General features: G+C 63.6%; 15 protein-coding genes. 8 read left to right on the top strand and 7 right to left on the bottom strand.

From position 1 onward, the window contains the following. The first annotated feature begins 60 nt into the window (after positions 1–60). Entirely contained in the window at positions 61–1,254 is a 1,194-nt protein-coding gene (locus tag KI241_RS27410; protein ID WP_212803187.1) for a DUF3142 domain-containing protein, read from the top strand. Next, entirely contained in the window at positions 1,241–3,385 is a 2,145-nt protein-coding gene (locus KI241_RS27405) for a hypothetical protein (RefSeq protein WP_123579274.1), read from the top strand. The genes KI241_RS27410 and KI241_RS27405 overlap by 14 nt, the downstream gene beginning before the upstream one ends. A gap of 122 nt (positions 3,386–3,507) precedes the next feature. On the opposite strand, the gene lpdA is transcribed toward KI241_RS27405, so the two are convergent. Next, positions 3,508–4,908 carry a dihydrolipoyl dehydrogenase gene (lpdA, locus tag KI241_RS27400; RefSeq protein WP_047735371.1) on the bottom strand — a complete coding sequence of 467 codons (1,401 nt, stop codon included), beginning with the start codon at positions 4,906–4,908 and terminating at the stop codon, positions 3,508–3,510. A 221-nt stretch (positions 4,909–5,129) separates the two neighbouring features. Here lpdA and KI241_RS27395 point away from each other — a divergent pair, with 221 nt between their 5' ends. The 5 genes from KI241_RS27395 (at position 5,130) to cfaB (ending at position 12,451) form a co-directional block, all read left to right on the top strand. Beyond that, positions 5,130–7,091 (top strand): protease modulator HflK, encoded by a 1,962-nt coding sequence (locus KI241_RS27395; protein WP_212803186.1) that lies wholly within the window; start codon positions 5,130–5,132, stop codon positions 7,089–7,091. Further along, positions 7,088–8,128: a protease modulator HflC gene (locus tag KI241_RS27390; RefSeq protein ID WP_047735374.1), complete on the top strand. Its 1,041-nt coding sequence runs from the start codon at positions 7,088–7,090 to the stop codon at positions 8,126–8,128. The genes KI241_RS27395 and KI241_RS27390 overlap by 4 nt, the downstream gene beginning before the upstream one ends. After that, positions 8,125–9,177 (top strand): protease modulator HflK, encoded by a 1,053-nt coding sequence (locus KI241_RS27385; protein ID WP_047735376.1) that lies wholly within the window; start codon positions 8,125–8,127, stop codon positions 9,175–9,177. Before KI241_RS27390 ends, KI241_RS27385 begins: the two co-directional genes overlap by 4 nt. Further along, complete coding sequence (locus KI241_RS27380; RefSeq protein ID WP_212803185.1) at positions 9,174–11,081, top strand: cation-translocating P-type ATPase; 1,908 nt, start codon at positions 9,174–9,176, stop codon at positions 11,079–11,081. Before KI241_RS27385 ends, KI241_RS27380 begins: the two co-directional genes overlap by 4 nt. A gap of 182 nt (positions 11,082–11,263) precedes the next feature. Next, complete coding sequence (cfaB, locus tag KI241_RS27375; RefSeq protein ID WP_212803184.1) at positions 11,264–12,451, top strand: C17 cyclopropane fatty acid synthase CfaB; 1,188 nt, start codon at positions 11,264–11,266, stop codon at positions 12,449–12,451. Here the strand turns inward: cfaB and cls are convergent. Continuing rightward, positions 12,448–13,887 (bottom strand): cardiolipin synthase, encoded by a 1,440-nt coding sequence (gene cls / locus KI241_RS27370; protein WP_212803183.1) that lies wholly within the window; start codon positions 13,885–13,887, stop codon positions 12,448–12,450. The genes cfaB and cls overlap by 4 nt on opposite strands. Positions 13,888–14,027: 140 nt before the next feature. On the opposite strand from cls, the gene KI241_RS27365 reads away from it, so the two are divergent. Then, positions 14,028–14,549, top strand: coding sequence for a DUF3617 domain-containing protein (locus KI241_RS27365; RefSeq protein WP_042729921.1), 522 nt, complete (start codon positions 14,028–14,030; stop codon positions 14,547–14,549). 65 nt (positions 14,550–14,614) lie between these two features. Here KI241_RS27365 and KI241_RS27360 read toward each other — a convergent pair whose 3' ends face one another. From KI241_RS27360 to KI241_RS27340, 5 genes are all read right to left on the bottom strand, one after another. Beyond that, positions 14,615–15,490 (bottom strand): metal ABC transporter substrate-binding protein, encoded by an 876-nt coding sequence (locus KI241_RS27360; protein ID WP_042729922.1) that lies wholly within the window; start codon positions 15,488–15,490, stop codon positions 14,615–14,617. 11 nt (positions 15,491–15,501) lie between these two features. After that, positions 15,502–16,368 (bottom strand): metal ABC transporter permease, encoded by an 867-nt coding sequence (locus tag KI241_RS27355; RefSeq protein WP_047735389.1) that lies wholly within the window; start codon positions 16,366–16,368, stop codon positions 15,502–15,504. Then, a complete protein-coding gene (locus tag KI241_RS27350) occupies positions 16,368–17,036 on the bottom strand; it encodes an ATP-binding cassette domain-containing protein (RefSeq protein ID WP_042729924.1) in 669 nt (222 codons plus the stop codon). Before KI241_RS27350 ends, KI241_RS27355 begins: the two co-directional genes overlap by 1 nt. Next, the gene (gene folE2 / locus KI241_RS27345; RefSeq protein WP_212803182.1) at positions 17,033–17,929 is read right to left on the bottom strand and encodes a GTP cyclohydrolase FolE2; all 897 of its coding nucleotides are present in this window, start codon (positions 17,927–17,929) and stop codon (positions 17,033–17,035) included. Before folE2 ends, KI241_RS27350 begins: the two co-directional genes overlap by 4 nt. A 107-nt stretch (positions 17,930–18,036) precedes the next feature. Further along, positions 18,037–18,432, bottom strand: coding sequence for a glutamine synthetase (locus KI241_RS27340; RefSeq protein WP_080922143.1), 396 nt, complete (start codon positions 18,430–18,432; stop codon positions 18,037–18,039). Positions 18,433–18,489 lie beyond the last annotated feature (57 nt).

Below are 18,489 nucleotides of genomic sequence, written 5' to 3'. Positions count from 1 at the left end.
GTTTGCCGCGGGTCCGGGTGGCGTTAATCTGCCGACCTTTTGCTGGGGTGGTGAGGTTCCATGGGTGTTCTTTTCCGGCTGTCGCTGGCCTTCGCCACGCTGCTCATGGGCGGCTGTGAACGACCGCCAGCCCCGCCCCTCGACCAACAACTCTACATCTGGCAACGCCAATGGACCCCGGCCCACGCGCCGGCGCTGCGGCAAAGCCATGCCGATTTCTCCAGCCTGCGGGTGCTGGCGCTGCAAGCGTTCCCCGGCGCCGGCTGGAACCGGGCACGGATCGATCCGCTCTTGCTCAAGGCGGACGGGCGTCCGCTGATCGCGGTGATTCGCCTGGACGGGCAGCTCAAATCCCTGGACCAGGACGAGGTGATCGCGCAGATCCAGCAGGTGCTCAACGACTGGCAAGCTCAAGGCCTGGCGCCCGTGGGGGTGGAGATCGACCACGACGCCGGCAATGCGCGCTTGCCGGCCTACGGGCAATTCCTTCGCCAGTTGCGGCAGCGTTTGCCGGCCAGCCTGCGGCTGAGCATCACCGCGCTGCCGGCCTGGCTCGACAGCCCCGCGTTGCCGGAGGTGTTGGCGACGGTGCAGAGCAGCGTGCTGCAGGTTCATGCAGTGAGCGATCCGCGAAAAGGGCTGTTCGACCCGGACCAGGCCCGGCGTTGGGCTGAACGCTGGAGCGCGGTCACCACACGCCCGTTCTACCTGGCCCTGCCGGCCTACGGTGTGGCGTTGCTGACCCAGGAAAGCGGTGCGCCCGTGGTGGAAAGCGAGGTGCCGATCGATCTGGGCGGCGAGCGGCGCGAGCTGCTGGCTGATCCACAACAAGTGGCCGGGCTGGCGGCGAGCCTGCGCACCGACCCACCGAAACACCTGGCCGGGTTGATCTGGTTCCGCCTGCCGCTGGCCGGCGATCGCCGGGCCTGGAGCCTGACCACGCTCGCGGCCGTCGCCCGGGGCGATGCCCTGACCCGTCGACTGGTCGTGCAGTTGGCGGAGCGGGACGGCTTGTACGATATCGCGCTGGTCAACCAGGGCAATCTCGACAGCCCCTGGCCCCAGCGCCTGACGTTGGCGGTGGGCGGGTGTGACGGCGTCGATGCCTTGGCCGGTTACACGTTGCAACAAACTCCCGGACTGCTTACCTTCACCCGCATTCGGGAAGGCCGCTTGGCCGCCGGTGCCCAGCGCGCGATCGGCTGGGCGCGCTGTACGAAAATTGATCAAGGAGGCTTCAATGTTGACCCGTAAGTGGCCCCGTCGCCTGCTGTGCCTGAGCCTCAGCCTGCCGCTGGGTCAAGCGCTGGCTTGCGGGCCGGAGTTCCCGATGCGCCTGCTGGATAACCGCGCCCAGTCACTGGCTGAATTGCCTGAAGGCAGCTTTCGCTTCGAGGTCAGTCGTCTCGGCCAGGCGATTGCCGGGCTCAAGCCGGCCACCGAGGCGACCCGCAACCCCGATTACAGCTACGACGACGTGTCGTCCTACGTTGAACAGCGCAATCAGGCCGAACGGATGGGCCTGACGCCCCCGCAACAAGCGGTGGTCGAGCGTCTGCGGGCCCTCAACGATGTCGAGCAGATTGCCACCGAGGCCGCGAACCTGCCGCCCGAGTTGCGGTTGTACGCCATTGGCGCGGCGGCCTTCAGCGCTGGCGAGCATCAGCGCGCTGCCGAAGCCTTCCAGCAATTGCTGGCGTTGCCGGCCGACCAGCGCCCGTTGCGCAGCACCTGGGCGGCGTATTCCCTGGGACGCGCCTTGTTCGCCATGAGCACCGAGGCGGGCAGTGGCGAGCCGGCGGCGTTGCAGGACCAGGCCCGCGCGGCGTTCCGCCAGGCCCGGGAGATGAGCGTGTCCGGTTTCAGCGACCCGTTGGAATTGGGCATCGCCAGCCTGGGCGAAGAGGCCAGGGTGGCCTACACCTCGGGCGACTGGGACAGTGCCATCGGGCTGTATGCGAGCCAGTCCGCGCAAGGATCGCCGGTCGGCTACAGCTCCTTGTTGCAGTTGGCCGGCGATCTCTACGTGCAGCCGGATGAGCCATTGGCGGTTTTGCTCAAGAGCCGTTCGGTGCAGCGCCTGGCGGCCGCCTACTTGCTCAGCCGCATCGGTTGGTGGGACGGCGAGGAGCCCTCGGGCGAGAAACGGCTGGTCAAACTGTTGCAAGCCAACGCCCGGGACAACCTGGAGGATGCCGATCGCTTGGCGGCGGTGAGTTACCAGCACGGCGATTACGCCAGTGCCAAGGCCTTTGTAGATAAAGCCGCCGACACCGGATTGGCCTGGTGGGTGCGGGCCAAGCTGGCGTTGCGCGATGGCGATAAAGTCGCCGCGGCGGCGGCCTATGCCAAAGCGGCCCAGGCCTTCCCGAAAGACGAATCGTGGGGCAACCGCCGTACGCCGGATTGGGACTACGAGACGGTGCAGCCCAAGTGCCGGGTCGACGGTGAAAGCGCGATTCTCGCCTTGCAGCGCGGGGATTACCTGCAAGCTTTCGATCAGCTCTACCGGGGCCAGAGCAATTACTGGTACGACGCCGCCGCAGTCGCCGAGCGGGTACTGACGGTGGAGGAACTCAAGCAGTACGTAGACACGCAAGTGCCGGCGCCGCCGGCGTTGAGCCAACAGGATCGCGACAACTACGTGCCCTTGCCCGTCGCCGCGAGCCTGCGCAACCTGCTGGGACGACGTTTGTTGCGCGAAGGGCGTTACGACGAAGCCCCGGCCTATTTCGACAATGCCGATCTGCAGGACAAGGCACGGGCCTACGGGCAGGCGCGCCAGGACGCGGAGTCCAAATGGTGGCCCACCCGGCAGGCCGAGGCTTACTACCGTGCGTCCCGGATCGCGCGCCAATGGGGCATGGAACTGCTGGGGTATGAGATGGCGCCGGACTACGCCAGCCTCGGCGGCAGCTATGCCCTGGAGCCGGTGGAGTTGAAAGTCGGGCCCCTGGTGGCCGAGGGTGAGGTGCAACGCCAGCAGGCCAGCGCCGCGCAACCAGACGTGCGTTACCACTATCGTTTTGTCGCCACGGCGTTGGCGAGCCAGGCGGCGGATCACCTGCCCCATACCAGCCAGGCGTTTGCGGCCGTGTTGTGCAAGGCGGTCGGCTACAACTCGAGCCTCGAAGAGCAGAGCGCGTTGTACCAGCGGTACGTGAAGGAAGGACCGTACGTGGAGTGGGCCGCAAATTTCGGCTACCAATGCCCGGAGCCGGAATTCCACAACGCCAACAAGCGCTATGTTACCCAGGCGCTGGACCCGATCCGCTCGGCACTGCGACCGTATAAACATTGGCTGCTGGTGGGCGGTCTGGTGCTGGTGGCGGCAGCGGTGCTGGGGCTGGTCAACCGGCGTCGGCGCAAAGCCCGGCCAGCCTGAGTCACCACTCCCTTGTGGGAGCGAGCTTGCTCGCGAAGCGGACATCGCGGCTATGGACAGGTCGCGTTATCGTTCTTCGCGGGCAAGCTAGCTCCCACAAAAGCAAGGCTGCAGGGGAGGGGTTACATCTGCGTCGCCATCCCCTCGACATTCATGGCCGCCTGGCGCAATGCCTCGGAGCGCGTGGGGTGTGGATGGCAGGTGAGGGCGATGTCCTCGGCCGAGGCACTGAACTCCATCGCCACGCAGTATTCGCCGATCATTTCACTGACACTTGGGCCCACCAGGTGTACGCCGAGGATCTCATCGGTGCGCTCGTCGGCCAGGACCTTGGCGAACCCTTCGGTTTCGTGATTGATTTTCGCCCGGCTATTGGCCGTGAACGGAAACTTCCCGACCTTGTAGGCGCGGCCTTCGGCCTTGAGCTGCTCCTCGGTCTGGCCGACGCTGGCCAGTTCCGGGCGGGTGTAGATGACGCTGGGGATCAGCGCGTAGTTGACCTCGGCGGCCTTGCCGGCGATCTGTTCGATGCAGGCCATGGCTTCGTCTTCGGCCTTGTGGGCCAGCATCGGTCCGGACGTCACGTCACCGATCACCCAGACCCCGGGTGCTTCGGTACGGTGATGCCGGTTGGCAAGCATGCCGCGCGAGTCAGGTTCCAGCCCGACGTTGACCAGCCCTAACCCCTGGGTATACGGCCGACGACCGATAGCAACCAGCACGTAATCGGCGTCCAGGTTCTGGGCCTCGCCGCCGGCGGCGGGCTCAACTTGCACTTGCACGCCGCTGGCCGAGGGGATGGCGCCGGTGACTTTGCTGCTCAACATGAATGCAATGCCTTGCTTGGCCAGGGCCCGTTGCAAGGTCTTGCCGGCTTCTGCGTCCACGCCCGGGCAGATGCGATCGAGGTATTCGACCACGGTCACTTGGGCGCCCAACCGCCGCCAGACCGACCCCAGTTCGAGGCCGATGACGCCCGCGCCGATCACCACCAGGTGGCGCGGCACTTCATTTAGCGACAGCGCGCCGGTGGAGTCGAGGATACGTTGATTATCAATGGTCACGCCGGGCAGCGGCATCGGCTCGGAGCCCGTGGCGATGACGATGTCCTTGGCGCTGAGTTCGGTCTTGCTGCCGTCTTCGGCGGTGACGGTGACCTTGCCGGGTCCGTCGATGTGGCCCCAGCCCTTGATCCAGTCGACCTTGTTCTTGCGAAACAGGAACTCGATGCCTTTGGTCAGGCCCGCCACGCTTTCGTCTTTTTGTTTCATCATTTGCGCCAGATTGAGGGTAGGGCTGACCTCGATCCCCAGGTTGGCGAACGCCGACCCCGTGGCCGCCTCGTACAGTTCGGAGGCGTGAAGCAAGGCTTTGGAAGGCATGCAACCGACGTTCAGGCAGGTGCCGCCCAGGGTCGCGCGGCCTTCGACACAGGCGGCCCGCAAGCCCAACTGTCCAGCCCGGATCGCCGCGTTGTACCCGCCAGGGCCGCCGCCCAGAATGACTACGTCGTAATTGCTCATCGCGCTTCTCCCACTTGGCCTGATAAAAAATTATGCTCGTAATATGAGCGTTTCCACGGATTACGGTCAAGGCTTAAGTCAAGGGGCTGGCATGGCTTGCGGCATGAAGAATTCAAAACGGAAATTTCACAGTAATCGTTATAAGGTAACGAGATGTAACGAAGCGGCGGTGGCTTCTGTCCACAAGCCCGGGTTCTGATCGCCACAAGCGTTGGGGTGGTATGCAAGTCGATCTTGATGTCGAGGGAGGCCAGGTGGCCGAATGGCCGCGCTTTCAGCGTGCGATAGTGCATGGGCGTCGTATGAGGCGAATGGTCCTGATGCTGGGTGGGGCGGCAGGCCTGGCCGGGGTGCTGGCGTTTTTTATCGGGCTGTTCTCGCCGCTGTCGCTGTGGCCAGCCCTGCTGGTGAGCCAGGGCGCAAGCGTGCTGGTGTTGCTGGCCGGTGTGCAATCGGCCGGGTGGATCGCGCAATGGCGCGGCAAGGCGTTAGCGCCGCCGCTGGATAACCCGACTTCGCCGCAACCGCCGGTGGATGAGCTGGGTGGGTGGTATGAACGATTGCTCGAACGGCTCGGCGTGCGCTGGGCCGGTCTGCTCGCGCACATCGGCGCACCGGCGTTGTGGCTGGCCGGCTGGGCAACGCTGGTGTTGTTGAGCCTGGCGCAAGTCTGGAACCTGACGTTGCCCGCTGCCCCCCTTGGGACGTCGGCCAGTGTCGGGGCGGCGCTGTCGTTGCTGCTGGCATTCGGGTTGCTGGTGTTCGAGCGCCAATTGGCCCAGCAACCTGCCGTGGAGTGGCCGGAAGCGCAGCCTCTGGCGCAATTGGCTCGGGTGCCGATCATCGTGCTGGTCCTCGGCGCCATGTGCCTGTTGTTCGCCGGCGAAACATCGGTCTGGCCTGTGCGCCTGGCGGTGTTGATGGGTGTGCTGCCAGGGCTTGTGGCGCTGGAGTTGCTGCTGCGTGCCGTGTTGTCGCTGTTCAGCCCCCGTCGGGATGCGGTGGAGCCGACCCTGTTGGGGCGTAGTGTCATTGCCGATCTGCTGTGCTGGCCGCCGCAACCCTTGCAGGCGTTGCAGCACGAACTGCACAACCGCTTCGGCATCGACCTGCGCCAGATTTGGGCGTTCAGCTACATGCGTCGTGCTTTCCTGCCGGTGTTGGCCTTGGTGGCCTTGGTGGGTTGGTTGCTGACGGGCGTGCATGAAGTGCCGCTGCAAGCACGCGGAATCTATGAGCGCTTCGGTAAGCCCGTGGAGGTCTTCGGCCCTGGCTTGCACGCAGGGCTGCCCTGGCCGTGGGGCAGGGTGCTGGCTGTCGAAAATGGGGTCGTGCATGAGTTGGCGAGCAGCGTCGCCGACGCCCCGGCAGCCGCGGATGTCGAACCGGCCGAGGGGCCGGCGCCGGCGGTTGCCAACCGGTTATGGGACGCCAGCCATGTCAACGACAAGTCCCAGGTCATCGCCAGTCGGCGGGCGGATCAGGAGAGCTTCCAGATCGTCAACATGGACGTGCGCTTCGTCTACCGCATTGGCCTGAGCGACGCCGCCGCGTTGGCAGCCACCTACAACAGCGCCGACATTCCCACGCTGATCCGCAGCACCGCCAGTCGTGTTCTGGTGCATGAGTTTGCTTCGCGCACCCTGGATGGCTTGTTGGGCGCGGACCGCGTCAGCCTGGCCGACGAGATCGGTCGCGCGGTCCAGGCCGATTTGCAGGCGCTGGACAGCGGTGTGGAAATCCTGGCGACGGTGGTAGAAGCAATTCATCCACCGGCCGGGGCGGCCAACGCCTACCACGGTGTGCAAGCGGCGCAGATCGGTGCCCAGGCGCTGATTTCGCGCGAACGAGGGGCGGCGGCGGAGCAGACCAACCAGGCACAGCTGCAAGCCAGTGTTGCCCGCGATCAGGCCCAAGCCGGAGCCCGGGAAACCCACGCGGCTGCCCAGGCCGCCGATCTGCGCTTTAACGCAGACCGCCAAGCCTATGCCACCGCCGGGCACGCCTTTGTGCTGGAGCGCTACCTGAGCCAACTAAGCCAAGGCCTGGGCAACGCCAAGCTGCTGCTTCTCGATCATCGCCTGGGCGGCGGCAACGCGCCCACCCTCGACCTGCGTACTTTCACGCTGCCGGCAGACCCCGCGTCGCCGCGTAACCCTGTCCTGCCAGGAGCTGCCCATTGAGCCAGTCCTCTTCACACGGTCACCACGACCACGCCGGCCACGCTCACGCTCATGGCGGCCACCACCATGGGCATCATCACCACCATCACGGTGAGCCACAGGAAGCTGGGCCGTTTCCTTGGCGGCGCATGGCCTGGGCGGCGCTGCTGGTCGCGTTCGCGGTCGCCGCCGCGAGCCTGGTGCAAGTGCGTTCGGGAGAAGCCACCGTAATCACGCGTTTCGGCAACCCGGCGCGGGTCCTGCTGCAACCAGGGTTGGGGTGGCGGTGGCCGGCGCCGTTCGAAGCGGCTATTCCGGTGGACCTGCGCCTGCGCACCACGTCCAGCGGTTTACAGGATGTCGGTACGCGCGATGGCCTGCGGATCATTGTCCAGGCGTACGTGGCGTGGCAGGTCCAGGGTGACCCGGACAACGTGCAACGTTTCATGCGGGCAGTGCAGAACCAGCCGGACGAAGCCGCGCGGCAGATCCGCACGTTCGTCGGTTCGGCCCTGGAAACCACCGCCGCCAGTTTCGACCTGGCGAACCTGGTCAACACCGATGCCAGCCAAGTGCACATCGCCGATTTCGAAGCGCAGCTGCGCCAGCAAATTGATCAACAGTTGCTCACCACCTACGGCGTGCGCGTGTTGCAGGTCGGTGTCGAGCGCCTGACCTTGCCTTCGGTGACACTGACCGCGACGGTGGATCGCATGCGTGCCGAGCGTGAAACCATTGCCACCGAACGCACCGCCATCGGCAAGCGCGAAGCGGCGCAAATTCGTTCTGCCGCCGAGCGGGATGCGCGGGTCATGCAGGCCGATGCCACGGTGAAAGCGGCCGAGATCGAGGCGCAATCCCGAGTAGAAGCCGCCGAAATCTATGGCAAGGCCTACGCCGGCTCGCCGCAGCTCTACAACCTGCTGCGCTCATTGGATACCCTTGGCACCGTGGTCAGCCCCGCTACCAAATTGATTTTGCGCACCGATGCGGCGCCGTTCCGCGTACTGGTGGACGGCCCGCCAGCGATGGACGGCAAAAGTGGAACACAACCATGAGCATGGTTCCACGTGGAACAAATCCGTTATCCAGCCCGTGGGTCCAGGCCGGACGTTTGGCGTTTCTCGGGCTTTACGCGGTGACGGTATTGGCCGCGTTGGCCTGGGCTTGCTCCAATGTGCGGCAGATCGATCCACAGAACCGCGCCGTGGTGTTGCACTTCGGGGCCTTGGATCGAATCCAGAATGCCGGGCTGCTATTGGCGTGGCCCAGTCCCGTGGAACAAGTAATTCTGTTGCCAGCGGCGGATCGGGTACTGGAGCGACGGGTAGAAAACCTGCTGCGCTCGGATCCCGCTTTGCAGGCTGACCGGGTGGCCAGCTTCGCCACGCCGATCAGTGATGCGCTGGCGGGTTCTGGTTATTTATTGACCGGCGATGCCGGTGTGGTGCAACTGGATGTGCGGGTGTTCTACAAAGTCACCGACCCCTACGCCTTCGTGCTTCAAGGCGAACACGTGCTGCCGGCGCTCGATCGACTGGCGACCCGCAGTGCCGTGGCCCTGACGGCGGCGCGGGACCTGGACACGATTCTGGTGGCGCGGCCGGAATTGATGGGCAGTGACAGCCAGGCCGCCGAGCGTCGTGAACGGCTGCGCGGCGATCTGGTCCAGGGCATCAACCGGCGCCTGGCCGATCTGGCGGCGACAGGGCAGGGGCTGGGTATCGAGGTGGCACGGGTGGATGTGCAATCAAGCCTGCCGGGCCCGGCGGTGAGTGCCTTCAACGCGGTATTGACCGCCAGCCAGCAGGCTGACAAAGCCGTGGCCAACGCCCGCACCGACGCGGAAAAGCTCACCCAGACGGCCCGCCAGGACGCTGATCGCGCGCTCCAGGTCGCCCACGCCCAAGCCAGCGAACGGCTCGCCAAGGCGTCGGCCGACACGGCGACGGTACTGGGGCTGGCAAAAACTCAAGGCACTGATCCACAGATCCTGCTGCGCCTTTATCGCGAACGTGTGCCGGCGATCCTTCGCCAAGCCGGTTCCGTGACCACGGTCGATCCGAAAGACGATTCCCGTCTGATCATCCAGGGAGCTGAACAATGACTGCTCAAGCCAACGCGCTGCCGATGCTGTCTTCGGCGGAACAGCGCACCGCCGCGCGCCAACTGACCCTGGCGATGCTTGCGCTCGGGCTGCTCGCCTTGGGGTTGGTATGGCGCGGCTGGTTGCCAGAGCAAACAGGGGTCAGCCAATTGCTGCTGGGTGTCGCCTCGCTGCTGGTGGCGGTTCCGGTCATGCGTTCGGCCTGGTACAGCTTGCGTTATCCCAGCCTGCACGGGATCACCGATCAGTTGATCGCCTTGGCGATGCTCGGGGCCTGGGCTACAGGCGATCTGCTGACGGCGGCATTGTTGCCCATCATCATGATTTTCGGCCACGTGCTGGAGGAGCGCAGCGTCATCGGCTCCCAGGAAGCGATCCATGCCCTCGGCCAGCTCACCCGCAGTCTGGGCCGCAAAGTGCAGGCCGACGGCTCGATCATCGAGGTCGACAACGGCACGCTGCGCCCCGGTGATGTAGTGGAGGTGCGTGCTGGTGACCGGGTGCCTGCGGACGGCCGTGTGCTGTCCGGCCAGGCGAGCCTCGACACGGCGCCGATCACCGGTGAATCGGTGCCCCTGGAGGCGGGGGTAGGCACCGAGGTTTTTGGTGGCGCAATCAATTTGGATGGTTTGCTGCGCCTGGAAGTGACCCGCACCGGTGATGAGTCAACGCTCGGCAAGGTCATCGCCCTGATGCAGAACGCCGAGCGTTCGAAACCGCCCATCACCCGTTTGCTGGAGCGCTACGCCGCTCGCTATCTGGTGTTGGTGTTGCTGCTGGCGGCGGTGACCTGGTTCGTGACCCATGACGCCCAGGCCATGCTCGCGGTGCTGGTAGCGGCTTGCCCTTGCGCGTTGGTGCTGTCGGCGCCGGCGACGGCCATCGCAGGAATCGCCGTGGCGGCGCGTCACGGGATCCTGATTCGCAGCTCGGCCTTTCTGGAAGAGTTGGCCGACCTCACTTCGCTGGTGGTCGACAAGACCGGCACCCTGACGTACGGCGCCCTGCGTTTGCAATCCATCGAAGGCTCCCAGGATGACCCTGCCGATGTATTGCTGCCGTTGGCGGCGAGCTTGGGTTCGGCCAGCAGCCACCCGGTCAGCCGAGCATTGGCCGGGTTGGTCGAGCCGGAACACTGCCTGCCTCTGACGCAGGTCCATGAGCGCCAGGGGCTCGGTGTGGTCGCGATGACCGGGCAGGGCGAGGCGGCGCTGGGTCGGCCGGAGCTGTTCTCCCAGCTGGGGATCGAGACCTGCGCGGTTCCTGTCCACGACGGTCCGATCGCCGGCCTGGCCCTGGACGGCAAATTTCTCGCTTGGCTGTTGTTGGCCGACAGCGTCAAGCCGGAAGCCCGGATGGCCCTGGCGGAGTTGCGCGAGCTGGGCTTGGGCCGTCAGTTGCTGCTGACCGGTGACCGGCACAGCGTGGCCAACGCCTTGGCCCAGGATGTCGGTATCCGCGAGGTGCAAGCTCAAGCGTTGCCGGAAGACAAGCTCAACCGGGTCATGACCGAAATCGACCATGGCTTCCGCCCGATGGTGGTGGGCGATGGCATCAACGATTCCCTGGCGCTCAAGGCCGGTGTGGTCGGCGTAGCGATGGGGGCCGGTGGCGCGGACATTGCCCTCGCGTCGTCGGACATCGTGCTGATCGGCAGCGACCTGCGCCGCCTCGGCACGTGCGTGCGGCTCAGTCGCCAATGTCGACGTACCTTGCAGGTCAACGTGATCATCGGCCTGGGCTGGACCCTGGCCATCGTCGCCTTTGCCGCGTTCGGTTGGCTCGGCGCGGCGGGGGCGATGATCGCTGCGTTGTTGCACAATCTGAGCACGCTGCTGGTGCTGGGCAATGCCGGGCGTCTGCTGCGGTTCCAGGAGCCGTTGCTGAAAATCAGCGAAGGCTGACCCAGGCGAACTGTCTAGCGACATTGCAGTCTGCTATTGAGAGGGCGCGCCACGCTGGGAGTACCCGTTACAGGGAGTGAATATGGGACAGCAATAGAAAAAGGCTATAAATTCGATAGCCTGCTATTTTTCTACCATGGTCTACCCTCAGTTCAGATGTTCTGAAACCAGGGGGATATCTCATGCTCGCGCAGCTTCCACCGGCCCTCCAGAATCTTCATTTGCCGCTTCGGCTGCGGCTCTGGGATGGCCATGAATTCACACTGGGCGCCGACCCCAGTGTCACGATCGTGGTAAAGGACCCACAGATGGTCGGGCAATTAACCCGTCCCAGCCTGGATGCGCTGGGTGCGGCGTTCGTCGAAGGCAAACTGGAACTTGAGGGCTCGATCCACGAAGTCGTGCGGGTCTGCGATGAGTGGAGCCAGGCACTGGTGGAGGAGGACGCCGACAGCCATCCCGTGCGTTCGGCCCACGACAAGGAAACCGACGCCAAGGCGATTTCCTATCACTACGACCTTTCCAACGCGTTCTATCAGCTCTGGCTCGACAGTGACATGGCGTATTCCTGCGCCTATTTCGAGACCGGCAGTGAAACCCTCGAACAGGCCCAGCAAGCCAAGTTTCGTCATTTGTGCCGCAAGCTTCGGTTGCAACCCGGCGACTACCTGCTGGACGTCGGTTGCGGCTGGGGTGGGTTGGCGCGTTACGCGGCGCGGGAGTTCGGGGCCAAGGTCTTCGGCATTACCCTCAGCCAGGCGCAACTGGACCTGGCGCGAGAGCGGGTCAAGGCGCAGGGCCTGTCAGACCAGGTAGAACTGCAATTGCTGGACTACCGGGACCTGCCCCAGGATGGCCGCTTCGACAAAGTGGTCAGCGTGGGTATGTTCGAGCATGTCGGCCACGCGAACCTCGAGCAGTACTGCAAGACATTGTTTGGGGCTGTGCGAGAGGGCGGGCTGGTGATGAACCATGGCATCACGGCCAAGCACACCGACGGGCGTCCGGTGGGACGCGGTGCGGGGGAATTCATCGAGAAGTATGTGTTCCCCAATGGCGAGTTGCCGCACCTGTCGATGATCGCTGCCCACATCAGCGAAGCCGGGCTTGAGATCGTCGACGTGGAGAGCCTGCGCCTGCATTACGCGCGCACCCTCGATCACTGGAGCGAGCGTCTGGAAGACAACCTGGCGGCGGCCGCAAAGGAAGTGCCGGAGCAGGCATTGCGAATCTGGCGCCTGTACCTGGCCGGCTGCGCCTACGCGTTCGCCAAGGGCTGGATCAACCTGCACCAGATCCTTGCGGTGAAAACGCATGCAGACGGTAGCCACGATCTGCCCTGGACTCGCGACGACCTCTACACCCCTTAAAGGATCGGGGAAATAAGCCGGGCGATCCGCATGCCGACTTTCTGGAGGCGGTGGGTCTCCCGGCTTTCCTGTTTGTCGACTTCCTGGGCGTGGGCGAAATCCCGTTCAAGCATCTGCTCGACTTCACTGGCGAACGGGATGTCCACGGTCAGCAGCATGACTTCGAAATTCAATCGGAACGAACGGTTGTCCAGGTTCGCGCTGCCGATGGCGCTGATTTCCCGGTCGATCAGTACCACCTTCTGATGCAAGAAGCCTGGGCTGTAGCGGAACACCCGTACCCCCGCGCGCACGGCTTCAAACGCATACAGGCTGGAGGCGGCATAGACCACCTTGTGATCTGGCCGCGAGGGCAGGAGGATGCGCACGTCGACGCCGCGCAGTACTGCCAGGCGTAACGCGGCGAATACCGCTTCGTCAGGGATGAAGTAGGGCGTGGTGATCCACACCCGTTCACTGGCCGCGTGGATCGCCTCGACGAAGAACAGCGAGCAGGTCTCATAGGCATCGGCCGGACCGCTGGCGAGCAGTTGGCAGAGCACACCGTCGTCCGGGTAGGCGTCCGGTAAAATCAGCGGCGGCAATGAGCGAGCAGCCCAGAACCAGTCCTCGGCAAACGACTCCTGCATGCTCGCCACCACCGGCCCGCGCACTTCGACATGGGTATCGCGCCACGGCGCCAGCGGCGGCAGCTCGCCCATGTATTCATCGCCCACGTTGTGCCCGCCGACGAACCCCACCACGCCGTCCACCGCGACAATCTTGCGGTGGTTTCGAAAGTTGACCTGGAACCGGTTGAGCCAACCACTGCGGGTGGCGAACGCTTTTACCTGGACACCGCCATCGCGCAATGTTTGAACATACTGGTGGGGCAGGGAGTGGCTGCCGATACGATCATAGAGCAGGTACACCGCCACGCCTTCGGCGGCTTTGTTCAAAAGCAGCGCGTGCAGGCGTCGGCCGAGACGGTCGTCGTGAATGATGAAAAACTGGACCAGCACCGCCTCGCGCGCGCTTTCGATGGCCTGGAAGATCGCTTCGAATGTAGCCTGCCCGTTGACCAGCAACCGCAGCTGATTATTCGCCAGGCACGGCGTACGCCCCAGTTTGGGCATCGCCCGCAAAGAAGCGTAGGCCTGCGAAGCGCGGGCGGCGAGGGCTTCCTCGACCCATGGGCGCCAGTTGAGCTCGGAGACAGCCTTGCGCATTTCTTCGTTGGCCTGCCGCCGCGCCTTGATGTAGCCATCGAAGGTGCTGCGACCGAAGACCAGATAAGGAATCAACGTCAGGTAGGGAATGAACACCAGGGAAAGGGCCCAGGCGATCGAGCCTTGGGCAGTGCGTACGGTCAGCACCGCATGGACGGCGGCGATGGAGCCCAGGGTATGCAGCAACGCGATCAGGTAACCGAAGATATGCGGGCCGAAATAATCCATGGGGCAGCCTTGCTCCTGAAGTTTCAATGCTTAACAGACCATGTTCCAGGGCGATTGTCGCTATTTAATTCAGCCGTGTGGGCCTGAACCGAAACCTGTGGGCGGCGTCTAACGGCCACTTGTCCTCTGGAGTTTTCGCAATGAATGTTCGTCTGCTGGGTGTGGCCATGGCGATGGGGTTGTCGGTATCTGTGGCGGCCCAGGCACAAATGCTTCAGCCGGGATTATGGGAATTGACCTCCAGCAATATGAAAGTCGATAACCAGAATCTGCCGGACCTGCAGTTGATCCTGGGCCAGGTGCAAAATCAGATGACCCCGGAGCAGCGGGCGATGCTGGAAAAGCAGGGCATTACCATGGGCGGCAAAGGCATTCGCGTCTGCCTGACCCCGGCACAGGTGCAAACCAATGATATTCCCCTGCAAGACCCGCAGTCGGGCTGCAAGCAGCAGATCACCGAGCGGACCGGCAATCAGTGGAAATTCCGCTTCAGTTGCCCGAAAGCACAGGGCAATGGTGTTGCGACGTTCCAGAGTGATCGGGAATTCACGACCAAGGTGAGCGGCACTTTCAACGCCACCGGTATCCAGCAGAATGGCAGCCTCGATACCCGTGCGGTGTGGTTAGGCCAGGACTGCGGGACGGTCAAGCCGCGGGCTTGAAAGCCGGGCCAAAGATGAATGGCCTTGTGGGAGCCGAGAGCTCCCACAAACCTGACGCAATGTGATCAGGGTTTGCTCAACGCCTCGTACAAGGTGTTGAGGTTGTACTCGAACAGACCGGTGAATGTGCTGGCCGGGCCACTGGCGGCGAGTGCATCGGAGTACAGCGTGCCGCCGATGTGGGCGCCGCTTTCGTCGGCGATCTGCTTGAGCAGGCGCGCATCCTTGATGTTTTCCATGAACACCGCTTTGACGTTCGCTTGACGGATCTGGGTAATCAGCGCCGCGACTTCGGCCGCCGAGGGTTCACGTTCGGTGGACAAGCCCTGAGGTGCCATGAACTCGATGCCGTAGGCCTGGCCCAGGTAACCAAAGGCGTCGTGGGACGTCACGATCTTGCGATTGCCCGGCGGTAATGCGCCGAGCTTGGCCTTGGCCTCGGCCAACAGGGCGTAGATCTTTTTCAAGTAAGCCTGACTGTTGCGTTGGTAATCCGTACGGTTGGCCGGGTCAGCGGCTTCCAGTGCCTTGGTGATGTTGCTCACGTACAACTCGGCATTCGCCAGGTTATGCCAGGCGTGCGGGTCGGGAACGGTTTCACCGTCCTCATCCAGCGAGCGCGGGATCACGCCACGGCTGGCGCTGATCACCGGCGCCGTGGTTTCGGTGCTGGTGACCAGGCGATCCAGCCACGGCTCGAAGCCCAAGCCATTCTTGATGATCAGTTTCGCCCGCAGCAGCGCCTTGGCGTCGTCTGGCGTGGGTTCGTAGGTGTGCGCATCGGCGTCCGGCCCGACCATGTTGGTGATGTGCACGTGTTCGCCGCCGATCTGTTGGGTCATGTCGGCGAGGATGCTGAAGCTGGTCACCACCTGGAGTTTCTCGGCAGCGGATAAAGACATGGACAGCATCAGGCTGAACAGCACGAGTAGAGCGCGCATCGGGAAACACCTCATTGGGATGTGAGCAAGGGTGGGCGGCGGAAAAGGCCGTGCACCGGACCGAATACCACGGACAGCAGGTACAGCACGCCGGCCACCAATACGATGGATGGCCCGCTGGGCAGTGAAAAATGGAAGGACAACAACAGGCCCAGCCAAACCGATAGACAGCCCAGGAGCGCGGCCACAGCCATCAGCACCGGCAGGCGGCGGCTCCAGAATCGCGATGCGGCGGCCGGCAGCATCATCAGCCCGACCACCATCAATGCGCCAATGGCTTGGAAGCCGATCACTAGGTTCAACACCACCAGGGTCAGGAACACGCCATGGGCCAGCGGGCCAAGACGACTGACGGTTTGCAGGAACAGAGGATCCAGGGTATCGAGCAGCAGGGGGCGATAGATCGATGCCAGCGCCAGGAGGCTGAGCCCCGAGACCCAGAGCATGCCGGTAAGCGTCGGACCGTCCACCGCCAATGCCGAGCCGAATAGCAGGTGGAGCAGATCCAGACGCTTGCCGGCGATGCCGAGAATCAACACACCGGCCGCCAGTGAGATGGGATAAATCGCCGCAAGACTGGCGTCTTCCCGCAGGCCGGTGCGCCGGGTGATCCAAGCGGCGAGGCCGGCCATGCTCAAGCCCGCGCCGAGGCCGCCGATTGTCAAGGCAGGCAGGCTGAGGCCGGCGAACCAGAAGCCCAACGCCGCCCCCGGCAGGATGCCATGGGCCACGGCGTCGCCGATCAGGCTCATGCGACGCAGGATCAGGAACACGCCCAGCGGCGCGGTGCTGCACGCCAGCACCAGGCCGCCCAGCAAGGCCCGCCGCATGAAGAGGAACTCCTGGAACGGTTGCCAGAAATGAGTGGCCGCGAGCATCAAGCCACCCACGCGCAGGGTTGTTGAGCAATCAGCTCGACGCTTCGGCCCAGCGTGCAACCCGTGTTTTTAATCAGCAGCGTTTGGGGAATATGTTGGCGTACCGCAGCCAGATCATGACACACCACCACCACGGTTCGACCTTCGGCATGCCAGCCGTGGATGTGTTTCCACAGCAGGGCCTGACCTTGTTCATCAAGGGCAGCATGAGGTTCATCAAGCAACAGCAGCGGCGCTTCGGCCAGGCTCAGGCGGGCGAGCAAGGCGCGTTGCAACTCACCTCCGGACAGCGCCATCAACGGTCGGCGTTCGAGGCCGGTCAGTGCCCAATCATCCAGTGCGCTTTGCAGCAACTGCTTACGAATGAGTGGGGTGTGTTTGTTTCCCCATGCGCCGGCAGCCACCAGTTCCTGCACGTTGATGGGAAACTGACGATCAAGGTGTTGCTGCTGGGGCAGGAACGAAACGCCGCCACGACGTGGAACCTCCAGCACAACTTTTCCGGACAGCGGCTTTTGCAGCCCGGCCAGGACTTTCAACAGGCTGCTTTTGCCCGAACCATTGGCACCGATGATTGCGGTCAGGCTGCCAGCCGGTCGCTCCATGTTCAGCGGCGGAGTGAGGGGTTGTCCGGGAGCACCCCAGCACAGATCCTGGCAACGGATCATGGTGCCTCCCGAGGCCAACGGCTGTGGGCGACGGCATCGTGGGCGTGGAGGCTTTCGGCATGAACGACTTGCACCTGGCCGGCAACGATGCTGGGTAATGGACTCAACGCCGCGTTCAATCGCCGGGCGGCGTCTTCGCAGAACATCAGGTTCTGACCGTTGGCGAGGGCGAACGCTTGCTCGTCGGCACGCTTGACCGCTGTTTGCACCGCCGTACCGAGGGCGGCCTCAGCGTTGTCGATCACGGCTAGCAGCGGCATGTCGTTGCAATCGGTGTTCAAGCGTAGGGTCAGGGTGGCTGTGCTGCGTTGGCTGTGAGGGGTCGCGACGATGCCATTAGATGAGCCCAGCCAGGCGAGAACTTCCGCGTGCTCGAGTCGCTTGTTTGCGAAATCGTCGACGAATTGTTGTTGGATCAACTGCCGGGCGAGCGCGGCCGAGCAGGGGCAGGTGGAGGAATAGGGAATTTGAATGCGCAGTTCCACGTGGAACATTGCATTTTCCAAGTGCGCTTCGATGCTTACTGGGTAGCTTTTCCAACCGGCCAGCGGACTGACCAATGCCGGTCGCTTGAGCAACACATCGGTGTGAATGCTCAAAGAGGCTGCGCGCGACAGGCCCTCATGGCTGTCGAGGAACTGCTGGAGGATTTCGCGCATCAGTGATGGAGCCAATGGTGCGTCTTCGAGCGTTTCCAGCGCCACGTACAAGCGAGACATGTGAATGCCCCGAGCGGTGCCGTCATCCAGGCTGACACCTGCATCGGCGGTTGCGCCCAGGCGTTGTCCGTTGATCAAAACCGGGGTCGCGATGCCGCACATTCCCACCCAATCGAGGGGAAGGGTTTCGCGTGAAACCTGCGCAGCCACGTCTGGCAGTGTTAACGCATTCATGGTCGAAGTCCGTGATGTGTTCAAAGTTGATGTTATAGTATTACATAAAATTCGAACACTCTTTGTTCATGAACGGAGTTTCATGTGCCTGCGTTCCACGTGAAACATCAAGGCATTGAGTTCTGGCAACCGTTGAGGCGACCGCAGATAAATGCGCCAGCGCTGCCGCCTGAGCTGGCGAAACGGTTGATCGTTGTCCATCCCACACGCCGGCTGTAACCCACCCAACTTTCGCCGTTGGAGGCTACGCCTGTGAAGAAGGTGAGCTGACCATACCGATCATTGGTTTGCGCCCAGTAGCGCCGGCTGGCCATTTCAAATCCGCGCAAGTAGACCGTCTTTCCAGCTGTCATGACGCTGTAGGCATTGCCTTGCCCATCTACGCACGCCAGCAAATTTGCGCTGCGTGTACAGGTCGCCAGCAGCGGACTTTGTGCCGAGGCTGCGCCCAGAGTCCATAGCAGCAATGTGCTCGCTACGACGAATCGCAGAGGTTTAACCATGGCGCGTTCTCGGAAGACGGGGGGTGGCAGGAGGATATCGTTATACTATAACATAAA

The sequence above is a fragment of the Pseudomonas sp. Cab53 genome (genome assembly GCF_018325965.1).
Taxonomy (GTDB): Bacteria; Pseudomonadota; Gammaproteobacteria; order Pseudomonadales; family Pseudomonadaceae; genus Aquipseudomonas; species Aquipseudomonas chlororaphis_E.
The sequence above is the reverse complement of the archived record's forward strand: the minus strand, read 5'-3'. Positions and strand labels throughout refer to the sequence as shown.

Coding starts and splice junctions, on each gene's coding strand:
- KI241_RS27410 (WP_212803187.1), top strand. CDS start 61: ATGGGTGTTCTTTTCCGGCTGTCGCTGGCCTTCGCCACGCTGCTCATG.
- KI241_RS27405 (WP_123579274.1), top strand. CDS start 1,241: ATGTTGACCCGTAAGTGGCCCCGTCGCCTGCTGTGCCTGAGCCTCAGC.
- KI241_RS27395 (WP_212803186.1), top strand. CDS start 5,130: ATGCAAGTCGATCTTGATGTCGAGGGAGGCCAGGTGGCCGAATGGCCG.
- KI241_RS27360 (WP_042729922.1), bottom strand. CDS start 15,490: ATGCGCGCTCTACTCGTGCTGTTCAGCCTGATGCTGTCCATGTCTTTA.
- KI241_RS27350 (WP_042729924.1), bottom strand. CDS start 17,036: ATGATCCGTTGCCAGGATCTGTGCTGGGGTGCTCCCGGACAACCCCTC.
- lpdA (WP_047735371.1), bottom strand. CDS start 4,908: ATGAGCAATTACGACGTAGTCATTCTGGGCGGCGGCCCTGGCGGGTAC.
- KI241_RS27340 (WP_080922143.1), bottom strand. CDS start 18,432: ATGGTTAAACCTCTGCGATTCGTCGTAGCGAGCACATTGCTGCTATGG.
- KI241_RS27380 (WP_212803185.1), top strand. CDS start 9,174: ATGACTGCTCAAGCCAACGCGCTGCCGATGCTGTCTTCGGCGGAACAG.
- cfaB (WP_212803184.1), top strand. CDS start 11,264: ATGCTCGCGCAGCTTCCACCGGCCCTCCAGAATCTTCATTTGCCGCTT.
- folE2 (WP_212803182.1), bottom strand. CDS start 17,929: ATGAATGCGTTAACACTGCCAGACGTGGCTGCGCAGGTTTCACGCGAA.
- KI241_RS27365 (WP_042729921.1), top strand. CDS start 14,028: ATGAATGTTCGTCTGCTGGGTGTGGCCATGGCGATGGGGTTGTCGGTA.
- cls (WP_212803183.1), bottom strand. CDS start 13,887: ATGGATTATTTCGGCCCGCATATCTTCGGTTACCTGATCGCGTTGCTG.
- KI241_RS27385 (WP_047735376.1), top strand. CDS start 8,125: ATGAGCATGGTTCCACGTGGAACAAATCCGTTATCCAGCCCGTGGGTC.
- KI241_RS27355 (WP_047735389.1), bottom strand. CDS start 16,368: ATGCTCGCGGCCACTCATTTCTGGCAACCGTTCCAGGAGTTCCTCTTC.